Here is a 14,985-nt window from a genome sequence, read left to right as displayed (position 1 = left end):
TCAGCCCTTCGAAGTGCGGGGAAAGAGTGGTTGGTTGATGAAACAACCACTCTTTTAGCAGGGCTGGAACTCGTCAGTAACACCTCGGCGAAAAGCCGCCCGTAATGCCTGAATGATCATTCAGCCGGATCATCTTCGCGCGTAGATAAACCCCTTTCATCTAAGGGAATTCACAGTCCTTCAGATGACGTTCCGATCCCCCGAAGGTCCCCGGCCGGCGCCCCGGGGGCCGGCCGCGCGAGTGATGGCCGACTCGACGGCGGCGATGCGGTCGCCGAGGAGGGCGAGGACGGCGACCGCGCGGACGAGGGCGTCGTCGTCGGGGCCGCCGAGGGTGCGAGTGCGGAGGTGGGCGGCCTTCACCTCGTCCCAGCGGTCGGCCTGTGCGGGGGTGAGGGTGCCGCGCAGTTCGGCGAGTTTGAGCAGGCTCGCCTCCGCGCCGGTGGTGAGGGTCTGGGCCTCGGCCGTGTAGTGGTCGTCGATGACGGCGGTGAGTTCGGCGTCGTTCATGACCGGCTGGATCCGCTGGGCGATCTTGTTCATGTTGCGGTAGGAGCCCTGGAGGCGGAACGGCGGCTCGGTGCGGGCGTCGTCGGACTGGGCGGCGGAGGCGATGTAGGCGGCGTTGACCGCCAGGACCGTGCGGCGAGCGGTGAGCAGGTGGCGCAGTACGGCCAGGACGCGGTCCAGTTCGGTGGGGGCGTAGGGGTGGGTGAGCCGGTCGGCGTGGGCCGTGGGGTCGCCCTCGGCGAGGCGGATCAGCAGGTCGAGGTCGGCTCGGTCGCGTCCGGCGAGCGGGGCGAGCACCGGGTTGGCGGTGAGGGCGTTCTCCACGAAGCTGGCCGCGAAGGCGTCGTCCTTGCCGGTGAGGACGTCGCCGAGGTTCCACACGTCGGCGCGGTTGGCCAGCATGTCGGGCACCCGGAAGAGTTCGCCGGACTCGGTGTACGGGTTGCCGGCCATGCAGACGGCGAACCGCTTGCCCCGCAGGTCGTAGGTGCGCGGCTCGCCCTCCCACACACCCTCCACGCGGCGGGTGGCGTCGCAGAGCGGGATGAACTTCTGGAGGAGTTCGGGCGAGGTGTGCTGGATGTCGTCGAGGTAGAGGAGGGTGTTGTTGCCGGCGGCCAGCGCGAAGTTGATCTTCTCGATCTCCTGGCGTGCGGTGGCGTTCGGCGCCTCGGCCGGGTCGAGGGAGGTGACCGTGTGGCCGAGCGCGGGGCCGCTGATCTTCACCAGGACGAGGCCGAGCCGGTCGGCGACGTATTCGATGAGGGTGGTCTTGCCGTAGCCGGGCGGGGAGACCAGGAGCAGCAGTCCGCCGGTGCCGGTGCGTGCGGACTCGCCGGTGGTGCCGAGCTGTTTGGCGAGACTGTCCCCGATGAGGGGGAGGTAGACCTCGTCGACCAAGCGGTTGCGGACGAAGGTCGACATCACGCGCGGGCGGTGGTCGTCCAGGCGCAGCCGGGTGCGTTCGGCGTCGACCAGGGCGGTGCGGCGGCGCTGGAAGGCGCGGAAGGCGGGGGTGTCGTGCTCCCGGAACTCCTGGGTGCGGGCGAGGAATTCGTCCAGGCGGAGGGCCAGGCGCCGGTCGGTGATGCGGGAGTGGGTGCCGAGCAGGCCCTCCACGGTGGTGGTGAGGGGTACGTCGGACTCGTGGCGGGGCTGGTCGGGGCAGAGTTCGGCGGCGACGGCCTCGGCGAGGTCGCCGGGGGTGAGGTGGGTGCCGGTGGCGGTGGCGTACGCGGACAGCCAGGCCTCGACGAGCTGGCGGCGGGCGGTGAGGTCGGTGAGGGCGGGCAGGTCCTCGTCGTAGGCCTCGGTCGCGACGGTGCGGCGGAACTTGTCGAGCAGGGTGCGGGCCTGTGCGCTGATGACGAACCCGTCGGGGCCGGTGGTGAGTTCGTCGAAGAGGTAGGCGGCGCAGGCTTCCGGTCGGGCGGTCGCGCCGGGGTGCCGGTCGGCGATCGTGCGGGCGAGTTCGGTGTGCAGTTCGGCGAGCGCGGGGGGCGGGCCGAAGGCGTCGCGGACCCGGGCGAGGGAGCGGGCCCGGCGGGTGAGGTCGGCGCGTTCCTCGGCGGTGGTGCCGTGGGTCCAGTGCAGCAGGGCGAGGGCGCGGGCGGCGGGCTCGTGGCGCAGGACTCCGGCCCCGTCGTGCAGGCGCAGCACGGCGGTGAGGATCGCGGTGGCGTCGTGGTCGTGGACGCCGCGCTCGTACCCCTCGTCGTAGGCCTCCTCGGCGGCCCGGCGCACCAGGGCGTCGAGGTCGTCGGCGCCGTTCAGGGCGGCGGGGCCGTGCTCGTGCAGGAGGCGGGCGGCGAGGTGTTCGGCGCGGTAGACCTCGGGCGACTCGGAGGGCAGGTGCCGCTCCCAGTGGCGGCGGCCGTCGATGAGGGCGGGGTCGGTGACGGGGCTGCGGTAGTCGGTGCCGGTGAGGGCGAAGGCGAGGGTGTCGCCGTGCGGGACGACGGTGAGGTCGAGGGGCTGGGTAGTGACGACGAAGCGGTGGCCGCCCAGGCGGAGGGCGCGGCCGCCGTCGGCGTAGAGGTCGGTGCGGTCGCGCAGGGCGCGGGCGGCTTCCTGCCGGGCGGAGCGGAGGCGTCCGTCGAGTTCCTCGGCCCGGACCCGGTCGCCGAGTTCGCGCAGTTCACCGGCGGTGCGGCGGACCTTGGCGACCAGTGGGTCGGAGGCGAAGTAGGTGCTCACCTCGTCGGTGTCGGCGAGGGTGGTGGAGCGGCGGGCGATCGTCGCGAGGACGCGGTCGGCGGCGGAGGCGAGCTGTTCGGCGCGGCGGGCGCGGGCGTCGGTGAGGCTCTGTTTGCGGGCGGCGAACGCCTCGTAGATCTCGGTGCGCTGGTCGGCGAGTTCGCCGAGCACGTCGTCGAACTCCGCGAAACGGGACTCCAGGGTTTCCAACTGGGCCAGTACGCGGGTCAGTTGTTCGTCGCAGGACTCGGGGTCGGTGGCGGCGGCGAGGGCGCCGGTGACCGTCTGGCCGAGCAGGGCGATCTCGGCGGCGAATCCGGCGCGTGCCTCCCGGTCGCGCAGGCCGCGCCGGCGGGCGTCGAGGGTGGCGCGGGCGCGGTTGACGCCGCCGAGGGCCTCGGCGACGCGTTCCAGTACGGCGGTGCGGACGGTCGCGTCACCGATGTCGAGGCCGGCGACGACCTCGGTCACCGTCCGCAGTCCGTCGGCGAGTTCGTCCAGGCGGGCGGCGACCGGGGCCGCCTCGGCGGCGGTGCCGATCGCCTCCGCGTCGGCGACGAGGCGTTCGACGTCGGCGTGGTGGGCCGCGAAGGCGTCCTCGTGGGCGAGATGGGTGACCGCGCGCTGTCCGAAGGAGGCGAGGTCGTGCCCGGCGTCGGCGGCGAGTTCGTCGATGCGGGCGTGGTCGGCGTACCGCATCTCCTTCAGGGTCAGCAGGTGGCCCTGGGCGTGGCGGAGTTCGGTGAGTCCGGCGACCCAGGCGGTGGCCTCGCGGGGCTGTTCTCCGCGCAGTCGGCGTACCACGGAGGCGATGCGGGCGGCCGCCTCGTCGAGTGCTTCGGCAGCTCGGCGGGAGAGGTCGCGTACGGTCTCGAACTCGGCCAGGACCTGTTCGGCGGTGCCGCGCACCTGCTCCAACGGGGCGTGCAGATCGCCGAGTTCGGGGTCGGCCAGCCAGTGGTGGGCGTCCGCGGTGCGGACGCAGGCGGCGACCAGGGCCTCGTACACCTCGGTGGTCGGGGTGGTCTCGGTGACGGAGCGGGCCAGGGACAGGCAGTCGGAGACGCCGCGTACGAGGTCGGCGTTGCCGACCCGGTCGAGGGGGCCGTCGCCGACGGGCTGAGCGGCGGCGTGGGTGTCGGAGACGTAGGGCGAGTACCACTGCTGGAGCGGGTGGACGCGGGCCGGTTCGTCGCCGTCGGGCCGCAGCAGGGTGAGCGCGCCGTCGTCGAACAGGGCCCAGCCGTGGCAGGTCAGCGGGGTGGCGACCTCCTCGCGGATCACGTTGTACGACAGCAGCAGGGCGCGGCCCCGGCCGGGTGCGTGGAAGGCGTACAGCACGTCCTCGCCGTTGGGTGAGCGCACCTCGCGCTCGAACTCCATGCCGGTCGTGTCGAGTTCGTACGTCTTGTGGGGTCCGGCGGCCAGGCAGTAGCCGCCGGGGAACACGATGCCCTGGTCCTCGGGCAGGCGCCGGCAGCCCTGTCCGACGCCGTCGAGGCGGACGACGGTCCGGGTGAGGGTGTTGAAGACGAGGTGGCGGTGCGCGGTCTCCTTGTAGGGCAGGACCCGCAGCAGGATCAGGGCGCCGACGCGGGCGTAGGAGACCTCCGCGTCGGCGAGGGACTGGAGCGGTTCGTCGACCGGTTCGCTGTGGATGCCCTCGGGGGTCTCGGTGTCGCTCTCCGTCTTGACGGTGAGTGTGCCGCCGAGGGTGTCGACGAAGACCTCCCCCTGGACGGAGACGTGCGGGTGCCGACCGAGGACGTGGTCCTCGCGGGTGGTGCGGATCCACTCGATGTCCGGGGCCGGGGTGCGCGCGTGGTCGCGGTCGCCGCGCGCGTCGAGGAAGGCGGCCCGGCCGTCCTCGGTCACCGACCAGCGCAGGACGCGGATGTCGCCGGCCTTCTCACCGGTCTGGAAGACGGCGAGCAGTTTGCCGTCCACGCGGCGCAGCCGCAGCAGGCGCGCCTGGCGGTAGTAGCGGTGCAGGGCGGCGAACTCCCGTACGAAGGCGGGGTCGTCGAGGAGTCCGGGTACGGCGTCGTCGGGCAGCCGGTTGAAGTCGCGGTCGTGGGCGGCGAGGACGTCTCCGACGGCGGTGTCCGTGTCCGGGCGGGGCTGGGCGCCGTAGCCGAAGAGGAGCACGTCGCCCACGGCGACGATGTCGCGGGGCACGCTCGCGCGGTCGGTGCGCAGTCGTTCGGTGCCGGTGAGGCGCAGTTCGGTGGAGCCGAACGCCTCGATCCTCTGCCGGTTCAACGCCTCGGTGCGGCGGGCCAGTTCGGCGGCCTGCGCGGACAGCCGGTCGCGCAGCACCTGGTAGGTGCCGCCGTCGACCGACCCGTGGAAGCCGGCGCCGGGGCCGGTACCGGTGTCGGCCGGGGCGTGGGCGCGGGTGTCGGGCGTCTCGTGGGTGCCGGTGCTCATGGCTGCCTCTCGGGAGGGAGCGGTCGGGAGCCGCCGTCCCCTGTGCGGCGGCTCCCGATGGGGGTGGTCGGGCGCGTCAGGCCCTCGCGTGGCCGTTCAGCGCGGCCAGCGGGATGTTCGCAAGTCCCAACTCCCCAGCTTTTTCGATCAGTTGCTGAAACTGTCCGGTGTTCTCGCCGCCCGCCTTCATCAGCTGCATCAGCAGCGCGGACACCGTCAGGTGCTGTACGTCGGCGCTGGAGACGGAGCCCAGCATCCGGCTCAGGTCGTCGGTGAAGCTCGCCGTGCCGTCCAGCCAGGGCCCGGCGAGGGCCTGGGCGGTCTCGGAGTGCTGGACGAACCCGTCGACGCTCTTGCCGAGGGAGATCGACGACATCAGCCGGTCGAAGAACACGGACTCCCCGCCGACGATGTTGATGTCGGCGTTCTCCAGGCCGGTCGCGAGGACCGTGGCCTGCGCCTCGGCGACCTGCCGCTGCACCTCCAGGCCGGCGAGCCGTACGTCCTTCTCCGCCTCCAGCCGCAGCCGGTACTCCTCGTGACCGCGGGACGCCTCGTCCAGCGCGGCCATCGCCGCCGCCTTCTCGGTGAGGCCGGCCGCCTCCGCCCTGAGCTTCCCGCTGATGGCCTCCGCGTCCGCGAGCGCCTTGACCCGCGCGCCCTCGGCCTCGGCACGCATCCGGGCCTCGGCCGCCCCGGCCTCGGCACGGCCGGCCTTCTCGATGACCTCGGCCTCCTTGTCGCGGACCTGCACGGCGGCGAGTCCCTCGGCGGCGGCCTCCGCCTGGACGGCCTCGGCCATCCGCAGCTTCGCCTGCGCGTCCAGGTCGGCGGTCTTCAACCGGGCCTCGGCCAGGGTCAGTTCCTCGGCGGCACGGTGCGTGGCGGACTGCTCGGCGGCCTCGGCGGCCTTGATGTCCTTGACCAGCTTCTCCTGCGCCTCGGCCTCGGCGGCGATGATCACGGCCTGGCGCTGCCGCTCCGCCTCCTCCACGGCCCGCAGCTTCTTGATCGACTCCTCCTGCTCGGCGACCGTACGGTCCACCGCGACCCGCTCCCGGACGACCTCGGCGATCTCCCGCTTCTCCGCCTCGACCTCCTTGTCGGCGGCGATCCGGGTCAGCGAGGTCTCCCGCTCGCGGGCGATGACCTCCAGCATCCGGTCCTTCTCTATGCGCTCGCTCTCCACCGCGATGACCCGCTCGCGGTTCTTGGCGGCGACGGCGACCTCGCGGGCCTGGTTCTCACGCTGCACGCCGAGTTGTTCCTCGGTGCGCAGGAAGGCGCTCTGCGCGCGCAGCCGCTCCTCCTCCACCACCCGCGCCGTCTCGGCCTCCTCACGGGCCCGTACGGTCTCGATCTCCCGGCGCTGCTTGATCTCCGCGTCGACCTGGCGGCGCTCCAGCTCCAGGATCGCCTCCCGCGCGTCGACGTTCTGCCGGGTGATCTCCTTCTCCTCGCCGCGCTGGGCCTCGTTGGTGCGGACGTGCTCGATGGCCGTCAGCTCGGTGATCTTGCGGATGCCCTGCGCGTCGAGCACGTTGCCCGGGTCCAGCTGGGACAGCGGCGTCTGCTCCAGGAAGTCGATCGCCGCGTCCTCGAGGTGGTAACCGTTGAGGTCGACCCCGATGACCTCGATGATCCGGTACCGCAGCTCCTCACGCTTGGTGTAGAGGTCGGTGAAGTCCATCTGCTTGCCGACGGTCTTCAGTGCCTCGGAGAACTTCGCGTGGAACAGTTCCTGCAGGGTGTTGCGGTCGCTGGCCCGCGCGGTGCCGACCGCCTGGGCGACCTTGATGACGTCCTGCACGGTCTTGTTGACCTTGACGAAGAACGTGATGCGGATGTCGGCGCGGATGTTGTCCTGGCAGATCAGGCCTTCCTTGCCGGCCCGGGTGATCTCGATGGTCTTCACCGAGATGTCCATCACCTCGGCCTTGTGCAGCACCGGCAGCACGACCTGCCCGGTGAAGGTCACGTCGACCTTGCGCATCTTGGAGACGATGAGCGCCTTGCCCTGCTCCACCTTGCGGAACAGCTTGGTCATGATCAACAGGGCGGCGAACACGAGGAGCAGGCAGACGCCGACGAGCACGGCGACACCCACGGTGGCAGCATCCATGGGACACGTCCTTCAGGGCTTTGTGACGGACAGAAGTGACAGGTCGACGCCGGGCGTCGAGAAGTGGAGCGGGCGGAGCCTCCCGGTGCGGCTCGGCTCGGGAAACTCAGAGAGCCCGGAGAGCCCGGAGAGCCCGGACGGCTCGTACGGCGTGGTGGTGCGGCGTGGTCGCGTGGCACGCTCGGCCTGCGCGGGAGCCGTCGACCGACTCCGTCACGAGACACGTGCGGCGTACCGTCCCGGTTCCCTCCGAGCCCGCGGAACTACCGGGACGGCTCGGGTTCGTCGGGCAGGAGCCGGTGCAACGGGCGCACGAAGAAGCGGGTCAGCCGCCAGGCGGCGAGCAACGCGGCGAACACGACCGGCAGGCGCAGCGACCTCGCGGCGGCCCCGTCGGGGACGTGGACGGCCAGCAGCACGGTCGCGCCGGTGGCCAGCAGCCAGGCGAACAGGGCCAGCAGGGAGAGCGCGAGAGCGACCGGCACCCCGCCCATCCCCCAGGCGTCGAGATCCGCGTCCGAGTCGAAGGCGTGGGGGGTGGTGACACCCACGGCCACCAACAGCCAGAAGCAGGCCGCCACGACGAGGGCCGTGGTGAACAGGAGGGTGGGCAGGCCCGTGGCGGCCTCTGCGATCATGTGCATTTCCGTCCCCCCCTTCCCGTCAGCGGCTCGTACCGGCGGCAGCACCGGTCCTCTCGGGCTTCGGTGCCCGACGCCTGCCGGTGCCGGGCACCGGAACCATCCGCGGTGCTCCCCGCGGACCATGTTGCCCGCTGCCGGGCCGTCCGTGCATTGCCGGAACCCGGCAATGTTCACTAGGGTCTTCATGCCGGGTAGGGCATCAACGACGCATCAAGACGGCGTCAAGGACGCGTCAAAATCGAAGGGGCGATGTGGCAGAGCGGGAGATTCCGGAGGAGTATCTCGAAGGTTATGCCCAGATCCTGGAGGAGGTCGCGGCCACCGGCCGGCGCCTCTCCCGGGACGAGCTGGCCTCCCGGAAAGCACTGGGGGAACGCGCCGCGGAGGCGGGCTTCGGACTGCGTGCCCTGGTGCGCACCCATCTGACCGCCGCACGCGACGCCTGGCCGCGCGGCCACACCGACTCGGCCGAGGCGGCGCTCTCCGCCGTCCAGCAGGCCGTGGACGCCTTCGCCGAGGGCTACGAGCGGGCGCAGCGGCTGGCGGTCCGTCGGGAGGAGGCGGCCCGGCGGGAGTTCATCGACGATCTGCTCCACGGGCGCAGCGACCTGGGCCGGCTCGCCGAACGCGCCGACCGCTTCGGGCTGCGGTTGTCCCAGGAGCACGCCGTCGCCGTCGCCCGGGGCCCCGTCGCCTACGACGAGGGGGACGCCGTGCCGCGGCGGGTGGAGCAGGCCCTCGTCGCCCGGTTCGGTGACCGCAGCATCCTGCTCACCACCAAGGACGGGCGGCTGCTGTGCGTCGCGCCGGGTCACCACGGCGAGGTGCTCACCCACTTCGCCAAGCAGGCGCACGCCGCGACCGACGGCGGTCAGATCGCCATCGGCCGCCCGCAGTCCGGGCCCGGCGGTGTCGTCCACTCCTACGAAGAGGCCCTGCGCACCCTGGAGATAGCCGAACGGCTGGGGCTCGACGAGCCGTTGCTGCGCGCCGCCGATCTGCTCGTCTACCCCGTCCTGGCCCGCGACCGCCAGGCGATGGCCGATCTGGTCCGCAACACCCTCGGTCCGCTCACCACGGCCCGGGGCGGTGCGGAGCCCCTCCTCGACACGCTCACCGCGTACTTCGACTCCGGTTGTGTCGCGGCGGAGGCGGCCCGCCGGCTCTCACTGAGCGTGCGGGCGCTGACGTACCGTCTGGAACGCATCCACAAGCTCACCGGCGCCGATCCGTCGGACCCGGCGCACCGTTACATGCTCCAGACGTCGGTCATCGGCGCCCGCCTGCTGGCCTGGCCGGCCAACGAGCTCTGACCCTGCGGGGCGCGGGACGTGCGGGTCCGCTCGTCTCAGGCGGTGGGCAGGATCTCCCGGCGGATGTCGTCGCGGTCCATCGCCGTGAGGCGGGGCACCTCGGTGTTCCAGTGCGTGGCCAGGTCCTCCAGGGCGTCGGTCAGGGCCCGTTGCAGTCGTCGCCGGCCCAGGCGGAGGGCGAGGGCCGCCACCGGGCGGAACAGGCGGCGGCCTCGTATCCGCACGGTGACCGTCACCTCCCATCTGTCGTCGACGGGGTCCGGCCGCGGTACCGCCCGCAGTTCCACCCGCGCCGCGCCGCACTCCAGCCGGGCCCGAAGCGGCGCGGAGCGCGGGGCCCGCCCGGTGTCCGTGACGGTCCACCAGTCGTCGAGCCGCAGCCGGGCCCGGCCCGTCGGCCGGGACAGCACGGACCACACGCCGTCGATCCGTGCCCTCCCCTTGATCTCGGCCTCACGCGGACGGTCCGGGCTGCGCAGGGCCACCTCCCCCACCAGGACGGCGTCCGCCTCGGACGCGGCGATCCCCAGCCGCAGCGCACGGCGCCGGTCCCACTCCCGCACGGTGATCCGAAGCGATTCCCCGAGGTCCCCCGGCGCCCGCTTCTCCTCCGCGTCCCCGGTCGCGTCCCCGGCCGCGGTTCCGGCCCCGTCCTCGTCCCCGTCCTCGCTCTCGTCGAACACCCCCTCGTACACCGCCCCGGGCCGGAGGTGACGCCCCTCGGTCAGCCGCACGTCCGGCAGCACGCTCCCGTCCGGCAGCAGTACCCGCCCCGCCTCCACCCGGCTGCTCTCCGCCGACTCCACCACAGCGGCGAGAGCGTCGACGAGCCAGGCGCGCGGAACGGGGGTGAGCACCACCGTGTGGCGGAGAGAGACCATGCGGTCAGCCTGCCGGGCCGGCCGCCCACCCGTCCATGCCCGGGGACGGCAGAACCGGCGCCGACAGGCTTCCGGGCCGCGGCAGAACGGCGGGGCGGGCGCCGTTCGTTCAGGCCCGGACCAGCGTGATGCCCTGTCGCTGCACCGCGTGGAAGACGGGCAGCGGGATGCCGCCGAAGGGTCGCAGTTCCAGGAGGGTGGCCTCGACGTCGGCCGCGCCGGCCTTCAGAGCGGCGGAGGGGGCTCTCCCGGTGTTCTCCCACCGGCGCTTCTTACCGTCGCACACGGCACGGGTACCGCCGATGCCGTGGCGGACCGTGGAAAGGCCCTGGTGCACGGAGGAGCCGACGAGAACCGGCCCGGAGCCCTCGAAGCAGCGGTACGTGCCGGAGAGGGTGATGGTGCCGTCGACGGCGATCCGGCCCTTTGAAGCCACCGTCACGCTCGCGCGGGGGGCGGCGGACGCAGCCGCCGCGGGTGCCGCCACGGCGGACCCGAGCAGCAGCAGCGCCGCGCCGGCTGCCGCGCCGAGGAAGGGACGTACGGACATGGGGAAGCCTCCGGAAAAAGAGGAATGGGGTCCTCCATCAGTACCGGGAGAGCGGGCCGGGAGCGGTGACCCTCACCCCTTCGGTGGCGATTTGGCACCGGCCGTCGGGGGGCCGCCCGCCTCACCGTGGGGTCAGGGGTCGCAGGGGGGTCAGGGCAGCAGGGCGAAACCGTCGAGTTCCACCATCGCCTGCTCGTCCCACAGGCGGACGACCTCGACCACCGCCATCGCGGGGTAGTCGGTGCCGGCCAACCGCCGCCAGACGCGGCCGAGTTCGCGGGCGTGGATGCGGTACGCGGCGACGTCGGTGGCGTAGACGGTGACGCGGGCCAGGTCCGCCGGGGTGCCGCCGGCGGCGCGCAGGGCGGTGAGGAGGTTGGTGAGGGCCCGGGTGAACTGCTCGGGCAGGGTGTCGCCGACGACCTTCCCGTCGCCGTCGAGGGCGGTCTGGCCGGCCAGGAACACCGCCCTGGAGCCGGTGGCGACGACGGCGTGCGAGAAGCCGGCCGGTGGAGACAGCTCGGGCGGATTGACGCGCTCGGTGGTCATCGGCTCTCCAGGCTCTTGTACAACTCCTTGGCGACGATGTCCCGTTGGACCTCGCTGGCCCCCTCGTAGACGCGGGGTGCGCGGACCTCGCGGTAGAGGTGTTCGAGCAGGTGCCCACGTTGCAGCGCCCTCGCGCCGTGCAGTTGGACGGCCCGGTCGACGACGTACTGCGCGGTCTCGGTGGCCAGCAGCTTGGCCATGGCGGCACGGCTGGGGACATCAGGGTCGCCCGCGTCGTACGCCGTGGCGGCCGCGTACACCATCAGGCGGGCCGACTCTGTGCGCAGGGCCATCTCGGCGACCTGGTGGGACACCGCCTGCAGATCGCTCAGCCGGCCGCCGAACGCCTCGCGTCCGGCGGTGTGTTCGAGGGTGGCGTCCAGTGCGGCCCGCGCCATGCCGACCGCGAACGCGCCGACGCTGGGCCGGAACAGGTTGAGGGTGCCCATGGCGACCCGGAAGCCGCGGTCCACCTCGCCGAGCAGGTCGTCGGAGGTCACCGGTACGGCGTCGAGGGCGAGGGCTCCGATGGGGTGCGGGGAGAGCATGTCGAGGGCGGTGCCGGTGAGGCCCGGTCGGTCGGCGGGCACCAGGAAGGCGGTCACGCCGCGGGCGCCGGCGCCGGGAGTGGTGCGGGCGAAGACGGTGTAGAAGTCGGCCTCGGGTGCGTTGGAGATCCAGCGTTTCTCGCCGGTGAGCCGCCAGCGGCCGGGGCCGTCCGGCTCGGCGGTCAGGGAGAGCGCCGCCGCGTCCGAGCCGGCCCCCGGCTCGCTGAGTGCGAACGCCGCGATCGCCGTGCCGTCCGCCACCCGGGGGAGCCAGCGGGCCCGCAGCTCCTCGGCGCCGTGGGTGTGCACGGGGTGGGCGCCCAGGCCCTGGAGGGCGAGGGCGGTCTCCGCCTCGGTGCAGCCGTGGGCCAGGGACTCGCGCATCAGGCACAGGTCGAGCGCGCCGGAGGTGAAGAGGCGGGGCAGCAGGCCGAGGGTGCCGAGTTCGGCGACGAGGGGCCGGTTGACCCGGCCCGGTTCGCCCTTCTCGGCGAGCGGACGCAGGCGCTCGGCGGCCAGCGCACGCAACCGGGCGCACCAGGCGAGTTGTTCCGGTTCGAGCGAGAATGCGGTCATCGCCGGTTCCTTCCCTCCCCGCGCCCGATGAGGCCCGTCATGAGGCTCGTCCGAGTGGACCCCGTCAGGTTATCGCGAACCGTTGACTGCCGTCATCAACGCGATACGCTCCTGGGGCGAGCCCACCACGCCGAGGGGGCGAACCGTCATGAATCCACGGGCCACCGGGCACCCGCACCCCACCGGGCACCTCGACACCTTCGCCCGCGACCACCTCCCGCCACCCGGCCAGTGGCCCGAACTCCGCTTCGACCTGCCGGAGCTGGACTACCCCGAACGGCTGAACTGCGCCGCCGAGCTGCTGCACGGCCCGCCGGGCGACCGCCCGGCGTTCCGCACCCCCGACGGCGGCACCTGGACGTACGGCGAGCTGCGCGCCCGCGTGGACCGGCTCGCCCACGTCCTCACCGGCGACCTCGGCGTCGTCCCCGGCAACCGGGTGCTGCTGCGCGGCCCCACCACGCCCTGGCTCGCCGCCTGCTGGCTGGCGGTGCTCAAGGCCGGCGCGATCGCCGTCACCGTGCTGGCCCAGCAGCGTCCGCACGAGCTGAGCACCATCTGCGGGATCGCCGACGTACGGCACGCGCTGTGCGACGTCCGGGCCGTCGACGACCTCGCCAAGGCGGAGATCCCGGGCCTGCGGATCACCCCGTACGGCGGTGACGCGCCGGACGACCTGCTGAACCGTCCGGCGCCCGGCACGCCGTACGAGGCCGTGGACACCGCGGCGGACGACGTGGCGCTGATCGCCTTCACCTCGGGCACCACCGGCCGCCCCAAGGGCTGCATGCACTTCCACCGGGACGTGCTCGCGATCGCGGACACCTTCTCCCGGCACGTCCTGCGGCCAAAGGAGGACGACGTGTTCGCCGGCAGTCCGCCGCTCGGCTTCACCTTCGGCCTGGGCGGTCTCGTGGTCTTCCCGCTGCGGGCGGGCGCCAGCGCGCTGCTGCTCGAACAGGCGCATCCCGCGCAGTTGTTGACCGCGATCGCCGAGCACCGGGTGTCGGTGCTGTTCACCGCGCCCACGGCCTACCGGGCGATGCTCGAGACCCTCAACGGGCACGACGGACCCGACGGACCCGACATCTCGTCGCTGCGGCGCTGCGTCTCGGCGGGCGAGAACCTTCCGGCCGTGACCTGGCGGGCCTGGCACGAGCGCACCGGACTGCGGGTCATCAACGGCATCGGCGCCACCGAACTGCTGCACATCTTCATCTCCGCCGCCGACGAGGACATCAGACCCGGGACCACGGGAGTTCCGGTCCCCGGGTGGCGGGCGCGCGTGCAGGACGCCCACGGCACTCCCGTGCCCGACGGCGAGCCGGGGCTGCTCGCGGTGTGCGGTCCCGTCGGCTGCCGCTATCTCGCCGATCCGCGCCAGCGGGAGTACGTGCGCGGCGGCTGGAACGTCACCGGCGACACCTATGTCCGCGAGCCCGACGGCTACTTCCGCTATGTCGCCCGCGCCGACGACATGATCATCTCGGCCGGGTACAACATCGCGGGTCCCGAGGTCGAGGACGCCCTGCTGCGCCATGCGGACGTCCTGGAGGCGGCGGTGGTCGGGCGGCCCGACGAGACGCGCGGCCAGGTCGTGGTGGCGTACACGGTCCTCAAGGAGGGCGCCGAACGGGACGCCGAGGCCCTGCGCGCCTTCGTGAAGTCGGAGCTCGCCCCGTACAAGTGCCCGCGCGAGATCGTCTTCCTGGACGCGCTGCCGCGCACCGCGACCGGCAAACTCCAGCGGTTCCGCCTGCGCACCGCCGCCGGTACGGGAGCTGACCAGGGATGACACCGGTGCCGGGGCCGGAGTGGATCAAGACGACCTAAGATGATCAACGTGTCCGACCAGTCCGCGCAGCACGCTCCGAGGTCTCTCATCGTCACGCTCTACGGCGCCTACGGCCGTTTCGTGCCGGGCCCCGTACCCGTCGCCGAGCTGATCCGGCTGCTGGCCGCGGTCGGCGTCGACGCTCCCTCCGTGCGTTCCTCGGTGTCCCGGCTCAAGCGGCGCGGGCTGCTCCTCCCGGCCCGTACCGCACAGGGCGCGGCTGGCTACGAACTGTCGCCGGACGCCCGCCAGTTGCTGGAGGACGGTGACCGCCGCATCTACGCGACCGCCGCACCCGGTGACGAGGGCTGGGTGCTCGCGGTGTTCTCCGTACCGGAGTCCGAGCGCCAGAAGCGGCACCTCCTGCGCTCCCGCCTGTCCGGCCTCGGTTTCGGCACCGCCGCGCCCGGTGTGTGGATCGCGCCCGCCCGGCTGTACGAGGAGACCCGGCACACCCTGCAGCGGCTGCGGCTGGACGGTTACGTCGACTTCTTCCGCGGTGAGCACCTCGGTTACGCGCCCACCGCCGAGGCGGTCGCCCGCTGGTGGGACCTCGAGGGGATCGCGAAGGAGCACGAGGCGTTCCTGGAGCGCCACGCGCGGGTGCTGGACGCCTGGCGGGAGCGTGCGGACACCCCGCCCGAGGAGGCCTACCGCGACTATCTCCTCGCCCTCGACTCCTGGCGCCACCTCCCCTACACCGACCCGGGTCTGCCCGCCGGCCTGCTGCCCGCCGACTGGCCGGGGACACGGTCGGCGAGCGTCTTCCACGGCCTGCACGAACGCCTGCGGGACGCGGGGGCCGACTTCGCCGGACTGTGACTCCGAGGGC

Annotated in this window: 10 protein-coding genes; 3 read left to right on the top strand and 7 right to left on the bottom strand. The window is 72.8% G+C overall.

All coding sequences use genetic code 11. The features are described 5' to 3' along the window. Window positions 1-180: 180 nt before the first annotated feature. From DIZ27_RS30060 to DIZ27_RS30050, 3 genes are all read right to left on the bottom strand, one after another. Window positions 181-5,136 (bottom strand): DNA repair ATPase, encoded by a 4,956-nt coding sequence (locus DIZ27_RS30060; RefSeq protein WP_109381592.1) that lies wholly within the window; start codon window positions 5,134-5,136, stop codon window positions 181-183. Between the two features lie 76 nt (window positions 5,137-5,212). After that, on the bottom strand, window positions 5,213-7,258 hold the full coding sequence (locus DIZ27_RS30055) for a hypothetical protein (RefSeq protein ID WP_109381591.1): 2,046 nt from the start codon (window positions 7,256-7,258) through the stop codon (window positions 5,213-5,215). Between the two features lie 263 nt (window positions 7,259-7,521). Next, window positions 7,522-7,896, bottom strand: a complete 375-nt coding sequence (locus DIZ27_RS30050; RefSeq protein ID WP_258308598.1) for a hypothetical protein — start codon at window positions 7,894-7,896, stop codon at window positions 7,522-7,524. A 257-nt stretch (window positions 7,897-8,153) separates the two neighbouring features. Here DIZ27_RS30050 and DIZ27_RS30045 point away from each other — a divergent pair, with 257 nt between their 5' ends. Further along, the gene (locus tag DIZ27_RS30045) at window positions 8,154-9,215 is read left to right on the top strand and encodes a CdaR family transcriptional regulator (protein ID WP_109381589.1); all 1,062 of its coding nucleotides are present in this window, start codon (window positions 8,154-8,156) and stop codon (window positions 9,213-9,215) included. 35 nt (window positions 9,216-9,250) lie between these two features. Here DIZ27_RS30045 and DIZ27_RS45955 read toward each other — a convergent pair whose 3' ends face one another. From DIZ27_RS45955 to DIZ27_RS30025, 4 genes are all read right to left on the bottom strand, one after another. Beyond that, window positions 9,251-10,096 carry a hypothetical protein gene (locus DIZ27_RS45955; RefSeq protein ID WP_181383750.1) on the bottom strand — a complete coding sequence of 282 codons (846 nt, stop codon included), beginning with the start codon at window positions 10,094-10,096 and terminating at the stop codon, window positions 9,251-9,253. 109 nt (window positions 10,097-10,205) lie between these two features. After that, complete coding sequence (locus DIZ27_RS30035) at window positions 10,206-10,646, bottom strand: DUF6299 family protein (RefSeq protein WP_109381588.1); 441 nt, start codon at window positions 10,644-10,646, stop codon at window positions 10,206-10,208. A 150-nt stretch (window positions 10,647-10,796) separates the two neighbouring features. Then, window positions 10,797-11,195, bottom strand: a complete 399-nt coding sequence (locus tag DIZ27_RS30030) for a RidA family protein (RefSeq protein ID WP_109381587.1) — start codon at window positions 11,193-11,195, stop codon at window positions 10,797-10,799. Beyond that, entirely contained in the window at window positions 11,192-12,319 is a 1,128-nt protein-coding gene (locus DIZ27_RS30025) for an acyl-CoA dehydrogenase family protein (protein WP_109381586.1), read from the bottom strand. Before DIZ27_RS30025 ends, DIZ27_RS30030 begins: the two co-directional genes overlap by 4 nt. Before the next feature lie 148 nt (window positions 12,320-12,467). Here DIZ27_RS30025 and DIZ27_RS30020 point away from each other — a divergent pair, with 148 nt between their 5' ends. Both DIZ27_RS30020 and DIZ27_RS30015 read left to right on the top strand, forming a co-directional pair. Continuing rightward, window positions 12,468-14,114, top strand: a complete 1,647-nt coding sequence (locus DIZ27_RS30020) for an AMP-binding protein (RefSeq protein WP_109381585.1) — start codon at window positions 12,468-12,470, stop codon at window positions 14,112-14,114. 39 nt (window positions 14,115-14,153) lie between these two features. Next, complete coding sequence (locus DIZ27_RS30015; RefSeq protein ID WP_109381584.1) at window positions 14,154-14,975, top strand: PaaX family transcriptional regulator C-terminal domain-containing protein; 822 nt, start codon at window positions 14,154-14,156, stop codon at window positions 14,973-14,975. Window positions 14,976-14,985: the final 10 nt, after the last annotated feature.

Source organism: Streptomyces sp. NWU339 (genome assembly GCF_003143855.1).
Classification (GTDB): domain Bacteria; phylum Actinomycetota; class Actinomycetes; order Streptomycetales; family Streptomycetaceae; genus Streptomyces.
This window is presented reverse-complemented; position numbering and strand designations above follow the sequence as displayed.